Source organism: Bacteroides ihuae (genome assembly GCF_900104585.1).
Classification (GTDB): Bacteria; Bacteroidota; Bacteroidia; order Bacteroidales; family Bacteroidaceae; genus Bacteroides; species Bacteroides ihuae.
In genome coordinates this window covers 574,786-595,859 of record NZ_FNVX01000006.1, presented here as the reverse complement: position 1 = coordinate 595,859, position 21,074 = coordinate 574,786, and the positions used below count along the sequence as shown (strand labels likewise).

17 protein-coding genes and 2 pseudogenes are annotated in these 21,074 nt (G+C 41.5%); 11 read left to right on the top strand and 8 right to left on the bottom strand.

Features of this window, described 5'->3' with window-relative positions; all coding sequences use genetic code 11:
- Positions 1–17 precede the first annotated feature (17 nt).
- Positions 18–1,274, bottom strand: a complete 1,257-nt coding sequence (locus tag BQ5338_RS13225) for an ABC transporter permease (protein WP_071147292.1) — start codon at positions 1,272–1,274, stop codon at positions 18–20.
- A gap of 16 nt (positions 1,275–1,290) precedes the next feature.
- A complete protein-coding gene (locus BQ5338_RS13220) occupies positions 1,291–2,007 on the bottom strand; it encodes an ABC transporter ATP-binding protein (protein ID WP_071147291.1) in 717 nt (238 codons plus the stop codon).
- 162 nt (positions 2,008–2,169) lie between these two features.
- On the opposite strand from BQ5338_RS13220, the gene BQ5338_RS13215 reads away from it, so the two are divergent.
- A complete protein-coding gene (locus BQ5338_RS13215) occupies positions 2,170–3,144 on the top strand; it encodes an ROK family protein (RefSeq protein ID WP_071147290.1) in 975 nt (324 codons plus the stop codon).
- Positions 3,145–3,297: 153 nt separating this feature from the next.
- Here the strand turns inward: BQ5338_RS13215 and rplS are convergent, their stop codons facing one another.
- A complete protein-coding gene (gene rplS, locus BQ5338_RS13210; RefSeq protein WP_071147289.1) occupies positions 3,298–3,651 on the bottom strand; it encodes a 50S ribosomal protein L19 in 354 nt (117 codons plus the stop codon).
- Positions 3,652–3,912: 261 nt separating this feature from the next.
- Here rplS and BQ5338_RS13205 point away from each other — a divergent pair, with 261 nt between their 5' ends.
- The 3 genes from BQ5338_RS13205 to BQ5338_RS13195 all read left to right on the top strand — a co-directional run bounded on the left by BQ5338_RS13205 (position 3,913) and on the right by BQ5338_RS13195 (position 8,622).
- Complete coding sequence (locus tag BQ5338_RS13205; RefSeq protein ID WP_071147288.1) at positions 3,913–4,680, top strand: 5'-nucleotidase C-terminal domain-containing protein; 768 nt, start codon at positions 3,913–3,915, stop codon at positions 4,678–4,680.
- A gap of 73 nt (positions 4,681–4,753) precedes the next feature.
- Positions 4,754–5,596: a bifunctional metallophosphatase/5'-nucleotidase gene (locus BQ5338_RS13200; RefSeq protein WP_139265286.1), complete on the top strand. Its 843-nt coding sequence runs from the start codon at positions 4,754–4,756 to the stop codon at positions 5,594–5,596.
- Positions 5,597–5,631: 35 nt separating this feature from the next.
- Positions 5,632–8,622, top strand: coding sequence for a serine hydrolase domain-containing protein (locus tag BQ5338_RS13195; protein WP_071147287.1), 2,991 nt, complete (start codon positions 5,632–5,634; stop codon positions 8,620–8,622).
- A 314-nt stretch (positions 8,623–8,936) separates the two neighbouring features.
- Here BQ5338_RS13195 and BQ5338_RS13190 read toward each other — a convergent pair whose 3' ends face one another.
- Positions 8,937–9,305, bottom strand: a complete 369-nt coding sequence (locus BQ5338_RS13190) for a MarR family transcriptional regulator (protein WP_071147286.1) — start codon at positions 9,303–9,305, stop codon at positions 8,937–8,939.
- Positions 9,306–9,557: 252 nt separating this feature from the next.
- Between BQ5338_RS13190 and BQ5338_RS13185 the strand changes: the two genes are divergently transcribed.
- The gene (locus BQ5338_RS13185; protein WP_071147285.1) at positions 9,558–10,070 is read left to right on the top strand and encodes a hypothetical protein; all 513 of its coding nucleotides are present in this window, start codon (positions 9,558–9,560) and stop codon (positions 10,068–10,070) included.
- 96 nt (positions 10,071–10,166) lie between these two features.
- Here the strand turns inward: BQ5338_RS13185 and BQ5338_RS13180 are convergent, their stop codons facing one another.
- The 4 genes and pseudogenes from BQ5338_RS13180 to BQ5338_RS13170 all read right to left on the bottom strand — a co-directional run.
- Positions 10,167–10,802 carry an NAD(P)H-dependent oxidoreductase gene (locus BQ5338_RS13180; protein WP_071147284.1) on the bottom strand — a complete coding sequence of 212 codons (636 nt, stop codon included), beginning with the start codon at positions 10,800–10,802 and terminating at the stop codon, positions 10,167–10,169.
- A gap of 20 nt (positions 10,803–10,822) precedes the next feature.
- Positions 10,823–11,188: a DUF1304 domain-containing protein gene (locus tag BQ5338_RS13175; RefSeq protein WP_071147283.1), complete on the bottom strand. Its 366-nt coding sequence runs from the start codon at positions 11,186–11,188 to the stop codon at positions 10,823–10,825.
- Between the two features lie 114 nt (positions 11,189–11,302).
- Positions 11,303–12,028, bottom strand: a pseudogene (locus BQ5338_RS17220) (DsrE/DsrF/DrsH-like family protein); the annotation flags it as partial.
- Positions 12,029–12,091: 63 nt separating this feature from the next.
- Positions 12,092–13,738: pseudogene (locus BQ5338_RS13170) on the bottom strand (FAD-dependent oxidoreductase); the annotation flags it as partial.
- Positions 13,739–13,899: 161 nt separating this feature from the next.
- On the opposite strand from BQ5338_RS13170, the gene BQ5338_RS13165 reads away from it, so the two are divergent.
- From BQ5338_RS13165 to BQ5338_RS13145, 6 genes are all read left to right on the top strand, one after another.
- On the top strand, positions 13,900–15,252 hold the full coding sequence (locus tag BQ5338_RS13165) for a sigma-54-dependent transcriptional regulator (RefSeq protein ID WP_071147281.1): 1,353 nt from the start codon (positions 13,900–13,902) through the stop codon (positions 15,250–15,252).
- 199 nt (positions 15,253–15,451) lie between these two features.
- Positions 15,452–15,532, top strand: a complete 81-nt coding sequence (gene kdpF / locus BQ5338_RS16560; RefSeq protein ID WP_139265285.1) for a K(+)-transporting ATPase subunit F — start codon at positions 15,452–15,454, stop codon at positions 15,530–15,532.
- An 18-nt stretch (positions 15,533–15,550) separates the two neighbouring features.
- Complete coding sequence (kdpA, locus tag BQ5338_RS13160) at positions 15,551–17,257, top strand: potassium-transporting ATPase subunit KdpA (protein ID WP_071147280.1); 1,707 nt, start codon at positions 15,551–15,553, stop codon at positions 17,255–17,257.
- 48 nt (positions 17,258–17,305) lie between these two features.
- Positions 17,306–19,339 carry a potassium-transporting ATPase subunit KdpB gene (gene kdpB, locus BQ5338_RS13155; protein WP_071147879.1) on the top strand — a complete coding sequence of 678 codons (2,034 nt, stop codon included), beginning with the start codon at positions 17,306–17,308 and terminating at the stop codon, positions 19,337–19,339.
- A 13-nt stretch (positions 19,340–19,352) separates the two neighbouring features.
- A complete protein-coding gene (locus BQ5338_RS13150) occupies positions 19,353–19,934 on the top strand; it encodes a K(+)-transporting ATPase subunit C (protein WP_071147878.1) in 582 nt (193 codons plus the stop codon).
- Positions 19,931–21,055, top strand: a complete 1,125-nt coding sequence (locus BQ5338_RS13145) for a sensor protein KdpD (protein WP_071147279.1) — start codon at positions 19,931–19,933, stop codon at positions 21,053–21,055. Before BQ5338_RS13150 ends, BQ5338_RS13145 begins: the two co-directional genes overlap by 4 nt.
- Positions 21,056–21,074: the final 19 nt, after the last annotated feature.

The following is a 21,074-nucleotide window of genomic DNA, read 5'->3' as shown; positions in this document are numbered from 1 at the left end:
ACTGATTAAATACGTTGTTATTCTGCTCTTAAAGCCTCAATTGGCCGAATGCTTACAGCTTTTCGTGCAGGGAAAAATCCTGCAAGTGTTCCTGCTATGATAAGAGTGAGTGTAGCCTGAATGGCAACTTTTACATCTACTGTAGGGTTTAAGAAAACGGTTTCTTTCCACATTCCAGTATCCATAGTTTGACTTCCTGCTACTGCATTCATATATTCTGTAACTCCGATACCCGCTACCATTCCGATATATCCGAATATAGTTGTGATCACTATGCTCTCAATGATGATTAGCCATAAGATAGAAGAAGGTTTTGCTCCTAATGCTTTTCGAATGCCAAATTCTCGTGTGCGCTCTTTTACGGTGATAAGCATGATATTGCTTACTCCTACAATGCCGCTGAGTAGCGTGAAAATACCAATAATCCAGATGGCTGTGCGAAGAATGCTCGAAGCAGTTTGCTGTTGCAGGTATTGGGTGAATCTGTTCCATATCCAGATGGCACTGTCGTCCAGTGGATCAAAGCGATGATGAGCACCTATTGCTTTGCGATATTGCTTTTCAAAGTCAGTATTTAGCTCCTCAGTGTCCAATCCTTTGGTGGTGAAAATCAGATTATTGATCTTATCTCCTTTATTATATATCAGCTGTAAAGTGGTAAATGGTAGGTATGCTTCCCGAGCATCACGGTCGCCTTGGTCGGTATATAATCCCACCACCTGATAAGCAGTTCCGTTTCCTGTGATAAACTTTCCGATAGGATCTTCTCCTTTTGGGAAAAGAATCTCTGCTGTTTTAGTATGCAGGATGATAACCTTGCGTTTTTCTTTGATGTCTAGTTCGTTGATAAAACGTCCACTCGCTGATTTTACAGCTTCTACTTCAGTATAGTTTGCGAAAACCCCGGTAAGAGTCATGCTAACGTATTCTTTTCCACGACTCAAGGTGACACTACTTTGCCTTACCGTAGCTCCGGCGCTGATCACATTTCTTGAGAACTTTCTGCTTGTGATGCCCAAATCTTTAGTATCCAGTTGTATTTGTCGTCCTTGCTGCAATCCATCATACGTTTTGGTCGTCGATCCCGGATATATCTTGATAGAATTCATGGACATGCTCGATGATGACTCCTCGAAGGCATGTATGAGTCCATTCCCTGCGCCCAACAACACAATAAGCATGAAGATGCCCCATGCCACGGAAAAACCAGTGAGGAATGTTCGCAATTTATTGCGCTTGATCGTACCATATATCTCTTGCCAAATATCAATCATAGTGTTTGGTATTATCTTATTTCATATATCCGTTCTGCCCGAAGGGAGATGCGTTATGATTTTCGTTTTCTTCTATTCTCTCTATGATTCCGTCTTTGAGACGGATAATCTTGTTCGTCTGATTGGCTACACCGCTTTCATGTGTTACCACAACGATGGTCATTCCGCTGTCATGTAGCTGTTTCAGAATGTTCATAACTTCCACCGATGTTTTACTGTCAAGTGCTCCTGTAGGTTCATCTGCCAAGATTATTTGTGGCTGAGAGATCAATGCACGAGCGATGGCTACACGTTGCTTCTGACCTCCACTCATTTCGTTGGGCATGTGGTGTGCCCAATCTTTCAACCCTAATCTATCTAAGTACTCCATCGCAAGTATATTTCTTTTTTTTCGGCTCACTCCCTGATAGAATAGCGGAAGAGCTACATTCTCCATTGCGTTTTTAAACGATATAAGGTTAAATGACTGAAAGATGAAACCAATCATTCTGTTGCGGTATTCAGCAGCTTTCGTTTCGCTCAAATTTTTGATTAATACATCGTTTAGGTAGTAGTCTCCCGTGTCGTAATTGTCCAAGATGCCAAGTATATTGAGCATTGTAGATTTACCCGAACCGGAAGTACCCATGATGGAAACAAATTCTCCTCTCTCTATATCAAGGTTGATGCCTTTAAGCACATGAAGCGGTGCTCCGTTGTGGTAGGTCTTGTTAATGTCTTTTAAGTGTATCACTGTTTCGCCGATTTAGTTTCAAATTTCTTATGATTTGTTATATTAGACGCACGATAGGTGTGAAAAGTTGCAGCAAGGGTGAACTTTTTTAAAAAAACATTTTGCGAACTCAATCTTCTTTGCGTAATTTGTGATTCATAACTAACCCTTTAATAAAGTATCATGAATTCTAACATGGAAAAACCCTACGTTGTAGGTATTGACATTGGCGGTACAAATACCGTATTTGGTATTGTTGACGCACGCGGAAGCATTCTGTCGAGTGGCTCGGTGAAAACACAAGCTTATTCATCTATAGGTGATTATGTGGATGAAGTTTGCAAGAATCTTCTTCCTCTCATTATTGCTCAAGGAGGAGTAGACAAAATAAAAGGTATCGGTATTGGTGCACCTAACGGCAATTATTATAGTGGTACGATTGAGTTTGCACCCAATTTGCCTTGGAAAGGTATTATTCCACTAGCTGCTTTGTTTGAAGAGAAGTTGGGTATCCCTACTGCCTTAACAAATGATGCTAATGCGGCTGCGGTGGGTGAAATGACTTACGGTGCGGCTCGTGGAATGAAAGACTTTATTATGATAACTCTGGGCACAGGTGTAGGTAGTGGTATTGTTATCAACGGGCAAGTTGTCTATGGACATGATGGATTTGCAGGAGAACTAGGGCATGTTATTATGCGTCGTGGTGATACTGGCCGTTTGTGTGGCTGCGGACGTAAAGGCTGCTTGGAAGCGTATTGCTCGGCTACTGGTGTGGCTCGTACAGCACGCGAACTTTTGGCTGCCCGCACAGATGCGAGTTTGCTACGTAACATTCCTTCGGAAAATATCAGTTCTAAAGATGTGTATGATGCTGCTGTACAAGGTGATAAACTAGCTCAAGAGATCTTTAATTCCACAGGAACATTGCTCGGTGAAGCATTGGCCGATTTTATCGCCTTTTCTAGTCCCGAAGCTATCATTCTTTTTGGTGGATTAGCAAAATCTGGAGACTACATAATGAAGCCTATTCAGAAGGCTATTGATGATAATATCCTCACAATATTTAAAGGCAAAGCGAAATTGCTTGTTTCTGAATTGAAGGATTCTGATGCTGCTGTGCTTGGCGCAAGTGCGCTGGCTTGGGAGCTGAAGTAACAGAGATAATCAAACTCATAAAATAGAAATGTCCATGTAAATGTTGTATTAGCATTGTACATGGATGCTTTTTTGAACTTTAGATGCAAAAAAAAGGAAAGAACCATTAGGTCTTTCCTTTTTTTTATCTCGGATTGGATATTGTTGCTAAGATTAGCGAACAACTCTTTTTTCTTTGATTCTAGCTTTTTTACCAGTAAGAGCACGTAAGTAGTACAATTTAGCACGACGTACTTTACCAACTTTATTCACCTCTATACTTGCGATAGCTGGCGACTCAAGTGGGAAAATTCTCTCAACTCCAATTGTTCCAGACATTTTACGTACTGTAAAGCGTCTCTTTTCTTGGTGGCCCGAAATCTTGATAACAACTCCGCGGTACAACTGTACGCGTTCTTTGGTACCCTCAATAATACGATATGCTACTGTTACAGTGTCACCCGCTTTGAAGTCAGGATGTTGCTTTCCGGTAGCAAATGCTTCTTCTGCAATTTTAATTAAATCCATTGTTTGCTATTATTAAATTGTTTCATCGATACAACGCAACATATCAAGTAACTCTCTTCTTTGACAGCGATTGCGCGAAAGCGGTGCAAAGGAACGAACTTTTTATTAGACAGCCAAATATAATTCATTATATGTTATACACTATAGAGTGTCATAAGCTAAAAAAAGTATAGACAAAAGATAAGTGATGTAAATATGGCTTGTTGAGGTAAGAGCATCAAACAGAAAATGTTATATTTGTGGCATTATTAAACTTCGAATATGAAACAAAATTATTTAAGATGCTTCTCTGGAGTTGCCTTGGCAGCACTCCTTCTTCTGTCTTCTTGTCATTCTCCGTATCAATTAGCGAAGGTGGAAGGAAGCAGAGTTGAGATATCATCCAAATGGGATGCTCATCCCGATGAGGATGCTGTAGCTATATTAGCACCATACAAGGCACAGATAGATAGTATCATGACTCCTGTCGTGGGAAAGAGTGCGATGGATATGAAAGCAACTCGTCCGGAGAGCTTACTTTCTAACTTGGTAGCTGATGTGTTGCGCAATGCGGCGGAACCTTATCTTGGGCATCCGGCAGATGTGGCAGTGACTAATGTGGGAGGCTTACGTAGCTCCATGAGTGCGGGGAATATCACTTTTAGTAATATTTATGAGATTTTACCGTTCGAAAATTCTCTCTGCATTGTTACTTTAAAAGGTTCTAATCTTAGAGTACTGATGGAGAATATTGCAGGTGCGGGAGGTGAAGGTGTGAGTAACGTACGCTTGGAAATATCGAAAGAAGGCAAATTAATCTCCGCTACGGTAGGAGGCAAAGAGATAGACGATGAACGGCTTTATGAAGTGGCTACTGTCGATTATTTGGCTGAAGGTAATGATAAGATGTTGGCTTTTCTGAAGGGAGAGAAGAAAATCTGCCCGGAAGGAGCTACAATAAGAGAGATTTTTCTGAATTATGTAAAAAAGCAAACTGCTGTGGGCAAAGAAATAACTTCTGTGCTTGACGGTAGGATAACGATAAAGTGAGGATGAATCAATGAATAAACAAGTTAAAGATAAAATGGGAAGAAAGACTTTCTCTTCAAGCTGTAGTCCGGTTATGTTGATTGGATTTTTGCTATTCCTTTCACTCTCGGCCGTTGCGCAACGAACGAAAACAATTACCATTCTACATACGAATGATACGCATAGTCGCATTGAACCCCTTGAAGCTAATTTCCCTGACATTCGTCTGGCAGATAAAGGAGGCTTTGTACGCCGTGCTACGTGTCTTGACAAGGTGCGTGAAGAGAAGCCGGATTTGTTATTGTTTGATTGCGGAGACTTCTCTCAGGGTACTCCTTACTATAATATGTTTAAAGGAGAAGTCGAGATAGAACTCATGAATAGTATGGGCTATGATGCCGGCACAATTGGTAATCATGAATTCGATTTCGGGCTAGACAATATGGCACGTTTGTTTAAAATGGCTGATTACCCCATTGTTTGCGCTAATTACGGGGTAGAGGGCACGGTGCTCGAAGGTTTGGTTAAACCGTATATTATAATTAAGAGAGATGGTCTGAAGATTGGCGTTTTTGGCCTTAGCCCTAAGTTGGAGGGATTAGTACAAGCTAATAAGTGTGAGGGAATAATCTATAAAGACCCTATTAAGACGGCAAATGAACTGGCTGCCTTTTTGAAAAACAAGAAGAAATGTGATGCTGTGGTTTGCCTTTCGCATTTGGGTTATAAACCTTCATCGGCTGATGATCCTGCTTGTGATATTAATCTAGTCCGTCAGACGAGTAATATTGATCTCGTTTTAGGCGGGCACTCGCACACTCTTCTTGAGCAACCGGCAATTTACCAGAATGCAGTCGGTAAAAGCATTCCTATTTCTCAGATGGGGAGTAGAGGCGTCTTTGTAGGGCGCATGGACTTAATCTTTGAAAAGAAATAAAGAGTTGAATATAGCCGATGGGCTAAAGTAGAACAATGAATAAAAAACTATCAAACCTCTTATTATTAGTCTCTATTGTTTCATTGCAAGTAAGTGCTCAGGTTGAGCCTCTACTTCTATATAAGTTGAAGCAAGATCCGAAATGTAACCAATGGGTGGAGTCTCAACTTCAGCAGATGAGCTTAAAAGAGAAGGTTGGACAACTCTTTATTTATACTATTGCGCCTGATCGGAGTAGAAAGAATATGGCATTACTTAAAGAAGTAGTGCACAATTACAAAGTGGGTGGATTACTTTTCTCGGGAGGTAAAGCCGATAATCAGGCTATCATCACTAATCAGGCGCAACGAATGGCAGATGTTCCGCTAATGATAACCTTTGACGGTGAATGGGGATTGTCAATGCGCTTGAGAGGAATGCCCATCTTTCCCAAAAATATGGTACTAGGTTGTATTCAGGATGATCACTTAATCTATGAATATGGGCAAGAAATGGCTCGTCAATGTAGAGAATTAGGTGTACAGGTTAATTTTGCGCCAGTGGCAGATGTGAATATCAATCCTAAGAATCCTGTAATCAATGTGCGTTCTTTTGGCGAAAATCAAAGAAAAGTCGCCAATAAGGTCGTAGCATATGCTTCAGGTTTGGAAAGTGGTAAGGTGCTTTCGGTAGCCAAACATTTTCCGGGACATGGAGATACAGAAGTAGACTCGCATAAAGCATTGCCTGTGTTACCTTTCACCAGAGAGCGCCTAGATAGTGTAGAACTTTATCCTTTTAAGGAGTTCATTCGAGCTGGTCTGAGTGGAATTATGGTGGGGCATTTGCAAGTTCCGGTATTTGATCCCGTGGGGGGACTGCCTTCTTCTCTTTCGCACAATATCGTTTATAACCTTCTTACTGAAGAGTTGGCGTTCAAAGGACTCATATTTACCGATGCTTTGTCTATGAAAGGAGTTTCTTCTGCTGAAAATGTCTGTTTACAAGCTTTAAAAGCAGGCAATGATGTTGTGCTTGCTCCGCGTAATCTGAAGAAGGAGATTGACAATGTATTGTTGGCAATAAAGAGAGGGGAGTTTGACGAAAACGAGATTGAGGAGCGATGCCGCAAAGTGCTCACGTATAAATATGCTTTGGGATTGAATCGTCGGCCTACAATAAGGCTTTCGGGATTAGAAAAGAGAATCAATACACCTCAAACTCGTGATCTGATACGTCGCTTGGATTTGGCCGCTATCACAGTACTCAGTAATAAACGTGATGTATTGCCGCTCCATCCTGATGTGAAGGAAGTGGCATTGCTGAATGTGGGTAAGCCCGATGGTCTTGATGTTTTTGCCAAACAGTTGTCTAAATATACCTCCGTAAAACGATTTGAACTGGGGCGAAGGATGTCCGACTCGGCACAATCTTTACTGCGTGATTCATTGTCACAATATAAACGAATCATTGTTTCAGTTACCGAAATACGCTTGGCTTCTTATCAATCATTCTTTGCTAAATTTGCACCGAAGGTTCCGGTGATTTATGTATTCTTTACCCCTGCTAAATTGATGTTGCAAATTCACCGAGCAGTCTCAGTTGCTTCATCTGTACTATTAGGGCATTCTTTGAATGATGATGTTCAGGAGCGTATAGCCGATGTGCTGTTTGGTAAAGCTTCGGCAGATGGACGCTTGTCTGCCGGAATTGGCGGATTATTCAATACTAATGATGGTATCACTCTAACTCCATCTACTCCCTATCACTTTATTCCTGAAGAGTACGGCATGCGTTCCGCAGTTCTCAGTCGTATTGATACGATTGCTACTCAGGGAATCTTTGCCGGGGCTTATCCGAGTTGCCAGATTGTAGTTCTAAAAGATGGCAAAACGATGTATGACAAATCTTTCGGTACCTATACGTATGAGAGTGAACGTAGGGTAGGGGCGAACGATATGTATGATCTTGCTTCTTTATCAAAAACGACAGGAACATTGTTGGCTGTGATGAAACTATATGATAAAGGACGTTTTAGTCTGTCGGATAAAATATCGGACTATCTTCCGTTCTTGCAGCGAACGAATAAAGCCAAAATTACCATTCGGGAGTTATTACTCCATCAATCAGGTTTACCATCAGGATTGGTGTTCTATCAGGATGCCATTGATAAGAAGAGTTATAGCGGGAGCTTGTTTAAGTCACAGAAGGATGCACTTCATTCAGTCCAGATTGGGCCGAAAACTTTTGCACAGCCGAACTTTCGCTTTAAAGAGGGCCTGACTTCAACCGTAGGTGGTGGTGATTATACGTTGCATGTGTCTGATAGTCTTTGGTTGCATAAGTCGTTTAAAGACATGATGCTAAAGAAGATAGCCGATGCACCACTTAAAGGGAAGAAGTATGTATATAGCTGTTTGGGCTTCATTTTGTTGCAACAATTGGTAGAACAACTCACTGGCATGCCTATGGATAAATACTTGGCGCATGAGTTTTATGAGCCGATGGGCTTGGAGCATACTGCTTATCTGCCTTTACGCTCCTTCCATAAAGAAAATATTGTTCCTTCAACAATAGACGGGTTCTTGCGGAAGTCCACTTTGCAAGGATATGTACACGATGAATCGGCTGCTTTTCTTGGAGGTATCTCTGGAAATGCGGGACTTTTCTCTACTGCTCGTGATGTAGCTCGCGTGTATCAAATGATACTTAATGGAGGCGAACTCGATGGACATCGCTATTTGAGTAAAGAGACATGTCAACTATTTACTACAGAAACCTCAAACATCAGTCGACGTGGTTTAGGCTTTGATAAGCCTGATCCGGAAGATGTGGGAATTAGTCCTTGCTGCCCTTCTGCACCTGCTTCGGTGTATGGGCATACTGGATTTACGGGTACGTGCGCTTGGACAGATCCCGAGAATGGTTTGGTGTATGTGTTCTTGAGTAATCGCACTTATCCTGATGCCTGGGTCAATAAGCTTTCGAAGTTAGAGATTCGCGAACACGTTCAAGAGGTTCTTTATCAAGCATTGATAAAACAGTAGGTTTTCCTTCCATGGAAAACAGATTTTACTATCTCTGATAAAGAATATGTTAAACTAGTACTCATTACTGTACTATTATCTGTAAAAGGTAGATATATCTTGCCTTTCCAGGGAAGTGCAGTTTCATTAGTTTTATATACTATAAAACATTTGTTTTCATCCATGAAAACGAATCGTTTCCTTCCTATAAACCTTTGGTTTCCACGTGTTGAGACTAAAGGTTTATAGGAAGGAAACTTTGCCTTCAAAATATGATCGTTGACTTTTACTGAATTGAGTAGACTATTTTTAGTCTTTTAATCTGGAAAGGTACTTTAATCTTCTTCTCTCTTAGCGAATATCGGCTGTAACAATTTAGGAATCATTACTTTGTCACACTTCAAGTCTTTTAATTGTTCTTCTCCGGCTAGTGTCAGGCTGAAGAACATTTGGCGTTTATCCGTTTCGCCTAGTGTGCGTTCTATCAGTTCCTTTTCCTCAACGGAACGTATAACTTTTGAAGTGTGAGATGTTTTCATCTCTGTTCGTTCGGCTATGGCAGTAGAAGTTAAAGGTGATTGCGCTTCGTGTAGTGTGCAGAGAACCATCGCTTCATTGAGCGAGATTTGATATGCTTTTTCGAACTCCTCCTCAAAAGAAGAGATAGCTTTGCAGATATCTCGCATGGTGCATATTGATTTCATTCTTATTCGTCTTAATAATATCCGTTTTTTATGTAATAAAGAGTTAACGCCTTTGGGCTGTATAATGTTTGCTTCCTGCAAGCATTAGTCTGTAAATAGCTCACTATACTAAATCCTTCGAGAGTCGACTTCAAAGTTACGTAAATATTTCATATGCTGATACGAGTGATGATTTTTGTGCTCAAGTATTGCTGTTTAATCACGTTTATCTATCTTTGTGTGCGTTAAAACTTTAGAATAAAAAAGACAAATATGAAGAAGAAAACAATTAATCAATGGATGCGCTCGTTGCATCGTGACTTAGGCTTTTTTGCCGTTGGGCTGGTTATCATATATTCACTAAGTGGCATTACTTTGATTTATAGAAATACAGATTTTCTTAAAACGGAAAAAGTAATGCAACGAACTTTACCCTTACAGATGAGTGCTAAAGAAGTTGGGACAGCACTTAAACTCAAAAACATGAAGATAATAAGCGAAGATGCACAGGTGATAGAATTTGCAAATGGAACATATAACAAAGTAACCGGTGTTGCTTCATACACCACCCAAGAGGTTATTTCCCCTTTTAAGCAATTTATTAATCTCCATAAACGATCTTCTCAAAGCCCTTTTCACTGGTTTGGTATAGCATTCGGGAGTATTCTTCTTTTCTTGGTGATATCTTCCTTTTGGATGTTTAAGCCTGGTTCAAAAATGTTTAAGAGAGGAATTATCTTAGCAGTCAGCGGTGTGGCTGTTGCTTTGGTTTTGCTGTTCGTTTAGTGATTATCTGTTTAATTGTAGCAAATACGAAATACATGCGAACCTAGCTTTATATTTGGTTCGCATGTATTTTTGGATAAAGCAATCGTTCTGTTTCTATTTAATTTCTAGAACAAATTCCTCTTTAGGATGGCGTGCTTTGTTCATCTTTTCCAACCAATCACCGTTCTCTTCACGATAACCAATGGGAAGCATAAGCACACTCTTCAATCCTTTGGCTTCAAGTTCCAACAGTGCATCTAGCTGAGCATTATCGAAACCTTCCATTGGTGTTGAATCGACCTTTAGTACGGCTGCTTCTGCCATTGCAAAACTGAGTCCGATGTAGGATTGACGGGCTGTGTGTCCAAAATTTTCCGCTTCTGTCTGCTTTAGATAAGTATCTTTTAGCATATCGGTGTACCTTTGATATCTATCCGCCGGTTGATTGCGCTCTTGTGTCGTAATTGAATAGATATGATCAATCCTTTCTTCTGTGTATCTGTTCCAAGCAGCAAACACCAACAAGTGCGAACATTCTGAAACGATTGTTTGCCCAAAAGCAATGGGCATAATTTTATCTTTTAATTCTTGATTGGAGATAACAATCACTTTAAATGGTTGTAGTCCGGAAGATGTAGGAGCTAGGCGGGCAGCTTCTACGATACTGTCAACTAATGATTGCTCAACCTTTTTCGATATATCGAATTTTTTTGTAGCATAGCGCCACTGGAAATCATTTAATAAACTCATAATAAATAAATTGAATTGTTTTAGTACATTAATAAAAGAACCATTGCGAGTATGGCTGGCAGAGATTGGATGAAGAAAATCTTTTTGTCGGCTGATAGTGCTCCATAAATACCGGCGAGAGCAACACAGCTTAGGAAGAATAAAGCAACGTTCTCCTTCCATTCCAAATTGGTTATGAAAAAGGACCAGATGAGTCCTGCAGCTAAGAAGCCATTATACAAACCTTGATTGGCAGCCAATCCTTTCGTTTGTTTAAACAGTTCTTCGGGAAGGCTTTTCTTGAATACTCTTTTGCCTGCAATTTCCCAAGAAAACATTTCCATCCATAGAATGTATAAATGCTCTAATGCTACGATTGCAATTAAAATCTCTGTAGCTATTTTCATCTTTTAAACTCTTAATATGACGTTATACACAAAGTATGCACGTTCCATTTCTAAAACGTGCATACTTCTTAAAAGTTTAGCATATCGAATCTTTTTCCGAAAAGCTTTTTCTCTTTAAATAAATAAGTTGATGTTAGCATTGTCAGCTCGTTCCATATAAGTTGCTACGCCGCCTACAGTTACTTCATCCAACATTTCTTCTCGTTTTACTCCCATCACATCCATTGACATCTGGCAGGCAATAAACTCTACTCCATTCTCTAAAGCCTGTTCGCGTAACGACTCCAAAGAATCAATTCCTTTGCGATGCATGATGTAACGCATCATTTTGCCACCCATACCGCCCATACTCATCTTTGAGAGTTTCAGATTTTGTGAACTGTCGGGAAGCATCATGCCAAACATTTTACCGAAAATATCTTTGTCTACATTTGGTTTATGAAGTTTCTTAATTACATTCAGTCCCCAGAACGTGAAGAAAATGGTCACTTTCTGTCCGGTAGCAGCGGCACCGTTTGCTAACACAAAAGTGGCCAGAGCTTTATCAAGATCATCGCTGAACATGATAAAAGTCTTTCCTTTTCCGTCGCAAGAACTAACGAGTTTACATGCCTTCGGCTCTTCCTTTTGAATGACGGTGAAAGATTTCCCACCCATCGATTCCTGAGAAACGAGGCGGTTGCCGGTCGAATTACACCAAGCAGCAGCGTCACGCAAGAAGCCTGGGTCGGTTGCGATAATCTCAATTTGTTCGCCCGGAATAAGGGTGTCTACCACTTTCTTCATTTTGAGGATAGGACCGGGACATTGCAGTCCGCAGGCATCTACACGAATTGCTTTTACTGTGGGCTTAACGGTGGGTGCAGACTCTTCATTGGTTATGGCCTGCTTCTGTTGAGTTACCGGTGCCACGGCAGCACTATAGGTTTTGTATCCTCCCGATAGATTTCGTATGTTGGCGAATCCGTGTTGCGTAAGTATGCGGTAAGCTAGATAACCTCTCAAACCAACCGCACAATAGATATATACAGGCTGATCGGTAGGTACTTCTGAAAGATGGTCACGTAACTCATCCAGAGGAATATTTTTGGCGCCGGGCAGTGCTCCAAGTGAGAATTCGTCTACAGTACGTATGTCAAGTAAAAAGACCTCTTCAGGTTTCGCATCACGTACTTCTCTCCAATAAACAGGCTTCATCTTTCCGGTAAGAATGTTTTCTGCCACATAGCCCGCTATAGCTATAGGGTCTTTGGCTGAAGAGAAGGGTGGGGCGTAAGCTTGTTCCACTTCCATCAGATCAAAGATTGTTCCTTTGTGTTTGATGACTAATGCGATTTCATCAATACGTTTGTCTACTCCATCGTAGCCAACTATTTGGGCACCGTAAAGGCGACCGCTTTGTTCATCAAAGGTGATTTTGATACTCAATGGCAATGCATCGGGGTAATATCCCGCATGAGAGGAAGAGTGTGTGGTTGACGATAAGTAAGCAATGTCTTCTTGTCTCAAGCGTTTGGCTGGTAACCCGGTGGAAGCTACAGTGAGATCGAACACTTTGGCAATGGAGGTACCGATAGAACCCTCATACTTTCGTTGATTTCCAAATAGCAAGTTGTCTGCCACAATACGTCCTTGGCGGTTGGCCGGTCCGGCCAGATAGTTAAGCCATGGTTTTCCGGTAATGGGGTGTGGAAACTCAATCACATCGCCTATGGCATAAATAGCCTCATCCGAAGTTTGCAGATACTCGTCTACCTGAATTCCTCCGGCAACGCCGATAGTGAGTCCGGCTTCCTTGGCAAGAGTTGTTTCGGGGCGCACGCCAATGGAAAGTATAACGATGTCCGCACCAATTGTTTGCCCATCTTTAAATACCACTTCCATATCCTGCTCGTTTTTCTTAAACGAAGCAACCGCCTGCTCTAAATAAAGGTTTACTCCTTTCTCCATCAGATGTTGATGAACCAAAGCAGCCATGGAGAAGTCGATAGGAGCCATCACCTGATTTCCCATCTCCACAATAGATACCTTAGCACCCAGAATATGAAGATTCTCTGCCATTTCGAGGCCAATGAATCCGGCACCTACAACGACTGCCCGCTTTACGTCATGACAGTTGATATATGCTTTAATCCGATCCGTATCATTCACATTCCTTAGGGTGAAAATGCCTTCAGAATCAATGCCAGGTAGTGGCGGACGCACGGGAGAGGCACCGGTAGAGATCACCAGCTTATCATAATCTTCGTCGTATTCACTACCATCATTGCGACGTATTGTTACCTGCTTCTGCTCTTTATTAATAGCAACGACTTCATTTTCCGTTCGTACATCTACCTTGAAACGAGTAGAAAAAGCCTGAGGAGTTTGCACAAACAATTTCTCGCGTTCGGCAATTACCCCTCCTATATAATAAGGTAGGCCGCAATTGGCGTAAGAGATGTATTTTCCTTTCTCTAGAAGGATGATTTCAGCAGTTTCGTCAACTCTTCTGATACGTGCGGCAGTAGTTGCACCTCCGGCAACGCCTCCAATAATGATAATCTTCATGTGTTTCTTTCTTTTTATAGATAAATAGTTTCTAGTGGAAATAACAATCGGAGTAGACGATTTGTTTTGGGTGGGGATGAAAGAATTCAGCGGAAACTGTTATCTTTGTATTCTTAACTTTTCAAAAAAGCAATTACATTGGCTTGAGAATAAAAAGAAAAATGAATAAAGTCCTTATTATAGATGATGAAGTTCAGATTCGCGTTCTGTTGGGGCGTATGATGGAGCTGGAAGGATACGAAGTGTTTCAGGCGGGCGATTGCAAAGGAGCACTGAAGCAACTGGAGCTGCATATGCCTGATGTGACATTGTGTGATGTTTTCTTGCCAGACGGAAATGGAGTAGACTTAGTCACTTCTCTTAAAAAAATAGCTCCCGGTATGGAAATTATTCTGCTTACTGCTCATGGTAATATTGCAGATGGGGTACAGGCCATAAAGAATGGGGCCTTTGACTACATAACTAAAGGAGATGATAACAACAAGATAATTCCTTTAGTGAGCCGGGCTGTGGAAAAAACTCGAATGAACGCACGTTTGGAAAAGTTAGAGAAAAAAGTGGGGCAATTGTATTCCTTTGATTCGATAACAGGAGATTCCAAACCTATAAGGGAGGCTGTTTTGTTAGCTCAGAAAGTCGCAACAACGGATGTTCCTGTACTGTTGACGGGTGAGACGGGTACAGGCAAAGAAGTCTTTGCACAAGCCATACACTATGCGGGCAAGCGTTGCAAAAATAACTTTGTGGCAGTGAACTGTTCTTCGTTTAGCAAAGAATTACTCGAGAGTGAGATGTTTGGCTATAAGGCCGGTTCCTTTACCGGTGCGTCAAAAGATAAAAAAGGGCTCTTTGAGGAGGCTAATAGCGGAACGATATTCTTAGACGAAATAGGAGAGATGGCTTTCGAATTGCAGGCCAAACTACTGCGTATACTTGAAACGGGTGAATACATAAAGATTGGAGAAACGAAACCTACTTTAGTTAATGTCCGTATTATAGCAGCCACAAATCGGCATCTGAATGAAGAGATAGTGGCCGGCCGCTTTCGTGAAGATTTGTTTTATCGTTTGTCTGTTTTCCAAATTCAGTTACCGCCTCTGCGTGAAAGACTTGGTGATATAAGGAAATTGGCTGAAACTTTTATGGCGTGTTTCTCTGAGAAAATGGGCTATTCGGGTTGTGAAATGACTCCTGCTTTTTTGAAGGCGATTGAATTGCAGCCATGGAAAGGGAATATACGTGAGCTCAGAAATGTGATTGAACGAAGTTTAATTGTGTGCAACGGCAAACAGCTAGCCTTAGAAGATCTCCCGTTGGAAATCCAACATAGCCATTACGAAAGATCGGATGATGATGCAGCAACTTCCAGCTTTGAGCTATCTGCCATGGAGAAAAGGCACATCGTACGTGTACTGGAGTATACGCATGGAAATAAAACCGAGACTGCCCGACTGTTGAAAATCGGCCTCACTACTTTATACCGCAAAATTGAGGAATATAAAATAAATGCTTGATATAGCGATTACCCTTTTTCCATAATAGTGTGAACCCTATCAAAATGAAAAGGTCTCTTTGTTGAATCAAAGGGACCTTTTTATTTTTATTTAATTGATATACAGTTCTTTATGTCGATGCAAGTATTTTTGGCACGCATTTCGATAAGTAGATATAGAAGTAAAACGGATGATTTTAATTTAAGAAAAGCAGATTATTATGTATACTACATTACTTGTATTAGGGATTGCAATTTTTGGCTATTTGGTGTATGTGCTTCTTAAGCCCGAAAGGTTTTAATTTTAGATTAGTAAAACAATGAATACAGAATTATTAGGAGTTGGCTTGCAGGTTGTTCTCATGCTGGTATTGAGCTATCCGCTAGGGAAATACATTGCCAGGGTATATAAAGGAGAGAAGACTTGGTTGGACTTCATGCTTCCGGTAGAGAAGTTCTTATATAAGGTGTGTGGCATTAATGCCGATGAAGAGATGAACTGGAAGACTTTTCTGAAGTCGATGCTTATTTTGAATGCATTTTGGTTTATTTGGGGCATGGTATTTCTCATGGCTCAGGGTTGGCTTCCATTAAATCCGGATGCAAATGCGGGACAGACTTTCGATCAGGCTTTTAACACGAGTATCAGTTTTCTGGTCAATTGTAACTTGCAACATTATAGTGGTGAGAGCGGGCTGACTTATTTTACGCAGTTGTTTGTTATCATGTTTTTCCAGTTTATTACAGCTGCTACCGGTATGGCCGCTATGGCGGGAGTTATGCACTCAATGGCTGCGAAAACAACAAAAACAATCGGCAACTTCTGGAGTTTTTTAGTAAGAAGTTGCACTCGAATATTGCTACCTCTTGCTTTGCTTTTAGGGTTTATCTTTATTCTGCAAGGAGTGCCAATGGGCTTTGATGGAAGAATGAAGATAACGACTCTCGAAGGGGTCGAACAGTTGGTTTCGCAAGGTCCGGCAGCTGCTATTGTTCCTATCAAACAGTTAGGCACAAATGGCGGTGGCTTCTTTGGAACTAACTCCTCGCATCCATTAGAAAACCCTACCTATTTTACTAATATGCTCCAAAACTGTGCAATTATGCTTTTGCCGATGGCGATGGTATTGGCATTTGGTTTTTATGTAAAGCGTAGAAAGTTAGCCTATGGTATTTTTAGTGTAATGTTGTTCGCTTATTTGGTGGATACGGTAGCTATGATTTATCAAGAGACGAATGGTAATCCGAGAATAGATGCGATGGGTATTGCCCAGAAGAACGGTTCGATGGAGGGAAAAGAAATACGCTTCGGCGCAGCTTCCACAGCTTTATGGGGCTCTAGTACTACTGTTACTTCCAATGGCTCAGTCAATGGTATGCATGATAGCATGATGCCGCTCTCTGGAACGATTGAGATGCTCAATATGCAGATTAATACATGGTTTGGCGGTGTGGGAGTAGGATGGATGAATTACTATACATTCATTATTATGGCTGTATTTATTAGCGGTCTGATGGTGGGGCGTACGCCTGAATTCTTAGGTAAAAAGGTAGAAGCTAAAGAAATGAAAATAGCTACAATAGTAGTGTTGTTACATCCTTTCCTCATTTTGGTAGGCACGGCATTGGCCAGTTATCTCTTTGTTCACGCCCCCGGCTTTGTTGAGAGTGAAGGTGGATGGCTCAAGAACTCCGGATCTCATGGCTTGAGCGAGATGCTTTATGAGTTTACATCCTCTGCGGCTAACAATGGTTCGGGCTTTGAAGGCCTGGGAGATAATACTCCTTTCTGGAATTATGCTTGCGGTATCGTGTTGCTTTTTGGGCGTTTCATTCCAATCATCGGTCAAGTAGCCATTGCGGGACTTTTGGCCGAGAAGAAATTTATACCAGAAAGCGCAGGTACGCTTAAAACGGATACGAGCACCTTCGGAATGATGACGTTTGCTGTTATATTTATTGTGGCAGCTCTCTCTTTCTTCCCGGTATTAGCCTTAAGCTCTATTGCTGAGCATCTGAGTTTATAATGAGATTGTGTGGCAAAGCGTATAAAATCGTTTAATAGTAAAAGTGATATGAAAGAGAATAAATCGACTTCTTTATTTCCAAAGAAGCAATTGATAGAGAGCTTTAAGCAATCGTTCGTGAAACTTGATCCACGAACAATGATAAAAAATCCGATAATGTTTACCGTGGAAGTGGCTACACTGGTTATGCTTCCGGTTATGCTCTATTCCATCAGCAATAGTTCACAAGGTTCATTTGGTTATAATTTTGTGGTGTTTTTGGTGCTGTTCATCACCTTGCTGTTTGCCAATTTTGCAGAGGCGATTGCCGAAGCACGAGGCAAGGCTCAGGCAGACAGTTTGCGCAAAACGAGGGAAGAGACTCCGGCCAAATTGGTGAACGGGAACGATGTACAAGTTGTTAGCAGTTCGAAACTGAAGAAAGGTGATGTTTTTGTTTGCGAGGCAGGCGATATAATTCCTTCAGACGGAGAAATTGTAGAGGGCTTGGCTTCTATTGATGAAAGTGCTATTACAGGAGAGAGTGCTCCGGTTATTCGTGAGGCTGGCGGAGATAAAAGTTCTGTTACCGGTGGAACAAAAGTGCTCTCGGATATGATAAAAGTAATGGTGACTACCCAACCGGGAGAGAGCTTCCTCGATAAGATGATAGCCTTGGTAGAAGGTGCTTCGCGTAAGAAAACACCGAATGAGATAGCTTTAACGATTCTGTTGGCTGGCTTTACATTGGTTTTTGTGATTGTGTGCATTACCCTCAAGCCGTTGGCCGACTATAGCCATACAACGCTGACCATTGCTTCTTTGATTTCATTGTTTGTATGCTTGATTCCAACCACTATTGGTGGATTACTTTCTGCTATTGGTATTGCAGGTATGGATAGAGCTTTGCGTGCTAACGTAATAACGAAATCGGGTAAGGCGGTAGAAACGGCCGGAGATGTGGACACATTGTTGCTCGATAAAACCGGAACCATTACCATTGGTAATCGTAAGGCTACTAAATTTTATCCTACGGTAGGAGTTGACGAGCGCTCTTTTGTGGAGATTTGTATGCTCTCTTCTCTCTCCGACGAAACACCTGAGGGTAAATCGATTGTGGAATTGGGACGTGAATGGGGATTTCGTGTGAGAAACCTCAATACTGTCGGTTCGCGAATGGTGAAGTTTACTGCTGAAACAAAGTCTTCAGGAGTAGATTTGGCTGATGGGACTAAGATACGAAAGGGTGCTTTTGACGCTATTCGCAAGATGACGGAAGCTGTGAAAAACAGTTTTCCTAAAGAGACGGAAAGCATTATTGCTGCCATATCGAGTAATGGAGGTACACCGTTGGTTGTTTGCGTAAGTCAGAAAGTGATGGGTGTTATTGAATTGCAGGACATCATCAAACCCGGTATTCAGGAACGTTTTGAACGTTTGCGCAAAATGGGAGTAAAGACGGTGATGGTGACAGGAGATAATCCGTTGACAGCTAAGTATATTGCTGAAAAGGCCGGGGTAGATGATTTCATTGCTGAAGCAAAACCCGAGGATAAGATGGAATATATTAAAAAAGAACAAGAGTCGGGCAAACTGGTAGCCATGATGGGAGATGGGACAAATGATGCTCCGGCATTGGCACAAGCCAACGTGGGTGTTGCGATGAATAGTGGGACGCAAGCGGCAAAAGAAGCGGGTAATATGGTTGATCTTGACAATGATCCGACAAAGCTGATTGAGATAGTAGAAATAGGCAAACAACTATTGATGACGCGAGGTACGTTGACTACTTTTTCCATCGCTAACGATGTGGCCAAATACTTTGCGATTGTGCCTGCATTGTTTATGGTAGCTATTCCTCAACTGAATGCGCTGAATATCATGAATCTTCATAGTCCCCAAAGTGCCATACTCTCGGCAGTTATTTTCAATGCGCTTATTATTCCGGCCCTTATTCCACTGGCGTTGCGAGGAGTGCAATATAAACCTATCGGTGCTTCTGCTTTGCTTCGTCGCAACTTGCTGATATATGGTATGGGTGGAGTCGTGGTTCCTTTTATAGGGATTAAGTTGATTGATTTATTCATTGGTTTATTATTTTAATTCAGAGAAAAAGATGAAGACACTTTTGAAATCGGTGAAAATAACACTTGCACTTTGTGTGTTCTTTGCGGTGTGTTATATATTTATTTTGTGGATATTTGCAAAAGTAGCAAGTCCTAATGGAGGTAATGCTGAAGTGGCAATGCTAAATGGTAGAGCGGTAGGTGCTTCTAACGTGGGACAGAACTTTACCAAAGATCTCTACTTTTGGGGGCGTCCTTCTTCTGCCGGTGAAGGATATGATGCCGCAAATTCCAGTGGTAGCAATAAAGGCCCTACCGACAAAGAATATCTGGATGAAGTAGAAGCTAGAATTGATACATTCTTAGTGCATCATCCTTACTTAACTCGTAGAGAGGTTCCTGCCGAGATGGTGACAGGTAGTGGGTCGGGCTTAGATCCGGATATAACTCCGGCTTGTGCTTACGTACAAGTGAAGCGTGTGGCTGATGCCCGAGGCATGCGTGAAGAAGCGGTCAGAGCTATTGTCGATCGTTTGATTGAGAAGCCTTTTATGGGACTTTTTGGAACAACGAAAATAAATGTATTGAAATTGAATATTGCTTTGGAAGAAGCGCATCATCCTGAAAAATGAATAGAGAAGAGAGCGTGCAGCATTTCCTTGATTTGATAAAGAAGTCGCGTCGCGGGAAATTTAAAATTTATGTAGGTATGATAGCAGGTGTGGGTAAAAGCTATCGTATGCTGCAGGAAGCGCATGATTTGTTGGACAATGGTGTTGATGTACAAATAGGTTATATTGAAACTCATGGGCGTATCGCAACGGAGGCTTTGATAGCTGGGTTGCCTCTGATACCTCGCAGAAAGATTTTTTATAAAGGGAAGGAACTTGAAGAAATGGATGTTGAAGCCATTATCATGATTCATCCCGAGATTGTTGTGGTTGATGAGTTGGCCCACACCAATGTGGAAGGTAGCGTGCATGAAAAGCGCTGGCAGGATGTGATGGCTTTGCTCGATGAAGGTATAAATGTGATTTCGGCAGTAAATATTCAGCATATTGAAAGTCTGAATGAAGATGTTCAGGGCATTTCGGGCATTGAGGTGAAAGAGCGTATTCCTGACAGCGTTTTACAAGAAGCTGACGAGGTGGTGAATATTGATCTTACGGCTGAAGAACTTATTGCTCGCCTCAAAGCTGGTAAGATCTATCGACCGGAGAAAATCCAGTTGGCACTAAACAACTTCTTTAAGACAGAAAATATCTTGCAACTTCGCGAGCTGGCTTTGAAAGAGGTGGCATTACGCGTGGAGAAAAAAGTGGAGAACGAGGTTGTGGTCGCCGGAATGGGAATTAGGCATGAGCGTTTCATGGCTTGTATTAGTTCGCACGAAAAGACACCGCGCAGGATTATACGCAAAGCCGCTCGATTGGCAACTCGCTATAATACTTCATTTATAGCTCTCTATGTGCAAACTCCTCGTGAAAGTATGGAGCGTATTGAACTGGCCAGTCAGCGGCATCTACTGAACCATTTTAAATTAGTCGCCGAATTGGGTGGAGAAGTCGTTCAAATACAATCGAGAGATGTGCTTGGAAGTATTGTGAATGTGTGTACAGAGAGGCAGATAACAACAGTATGTATGGGAGCCCCTTCTCTTAGAATGCCTAGTGCTTTTTTGTCTGTGTTACGCTATAAAAAATTTATGAACAGACTGACAGAAGTGAATACCGATTTGATTATACTTGCATAATATTTAAGCATAAAGATCT

Coding starts and splice junctions, on each gene's coding strand:
- BQ5338_RS13225 (WP_071147292.1), bottom strand. CDS start 1,274: ATGATTGATATTTGGCAAGAGATATATGGTACGATCAAGCGCAATAAA.
- BQ5338_RS13215 (WP_071147290.1), top strand. CDS start 2,170: ATGAATTCTAACATGGAAAAACCCTACGTTGTAGGTATTGACATTGGC.
- rplS (WP_071147289.1), bottom strand. CDS start 3,651: ATGGATTTAATTAAAATTGCAGAAGAAGCATTTGCTACCGGAAAGCAA.
- BQ5338_RS13205 (WP_071147288.1), top strand. CDS start 3,913: ATGAAACAAAATTATTTAAGATGCTTCTCTGGAGTTGCCTTGGCAGCA.
- BQ5338_RS13200 (WP_139265286.1), top strand. CDS start 4,754: ATGTTGATTGGATTTTTGCTATTCCTTTCACTCTCGGCCGTTGCGCAA.
- BQ5338_RS13195 (WP_071147287.1), top strand. CDS start 5,632: ATGAATAAAAAACTATCAAACCTCTTATTATTAGTCTCTATTGTTTCA.
- BQ5338_RS13190 (WP_071147286.1), bottom strand. CDS start 9,305: ATGAAATCAATATGCACCATGCGAGATATCTGCAAAGCTATCTCTTCT.
- BQ5338_RS13185 (WP_071147285.1), top strand. CDS start 9,558: ATGAAGAAGAAAACAATTAATCAATGGATGCGCTCGTTGCATCGTGAC.
- BQ5338_RS13180 (WP_071147284.1), bottom strand. CDS start 10,802: ATGAGTTTATTAAATGATTTCCAGTGGCGCTATGCTACAAAAAAATTC.
- BQ5338_RS13175 (WP_071147283.1), bottom strand. CDS start 11,188: ATGAAAATAGCTACAGAGATTTTAATTGCAATCGTAGCATTAGAGCAT.
- BQ5338_RS13165 (WP_071147281.1), top strand. CDS start 13,900: ATGAATAAAGTCCTTATTATAGATGATGAAGTTCAGATTCGCGTTCTG.
- kdpF (WP_139265285.1), top strand. CDS start 15,452: ATGTATACTACATTACTTGTATTAGGGATTGCAATTTTTGGCTATTTG.
- kdpA (WP_071147280.1), top strand. CDS start 15,551: ATGAATACAGAATTATTAGGAGTTGGCTTGCAGGTTGTTCTCATGCTG.
- kdpB (WP_071147879.1), top strand. CDS start 17,306: ATGAAAGAGAATAAATCGACTTCTTTATTTCCAAAGAAGCAATTGATA.
- BQ5338_RS13150 (WP_071147878.1), top strand. CDS start 19,353: ATGAAGACACTTTTGAAATCGGTGAAAATAACACTTGCACTTTGTGTG.
- BQ5338_RS13145 (WP_071147279.1), top strand. CDS start 19,931: ATGAATAGAGAAGAGAGCGTGCAGCATTTCCTTGATTTGATAAAGAAG.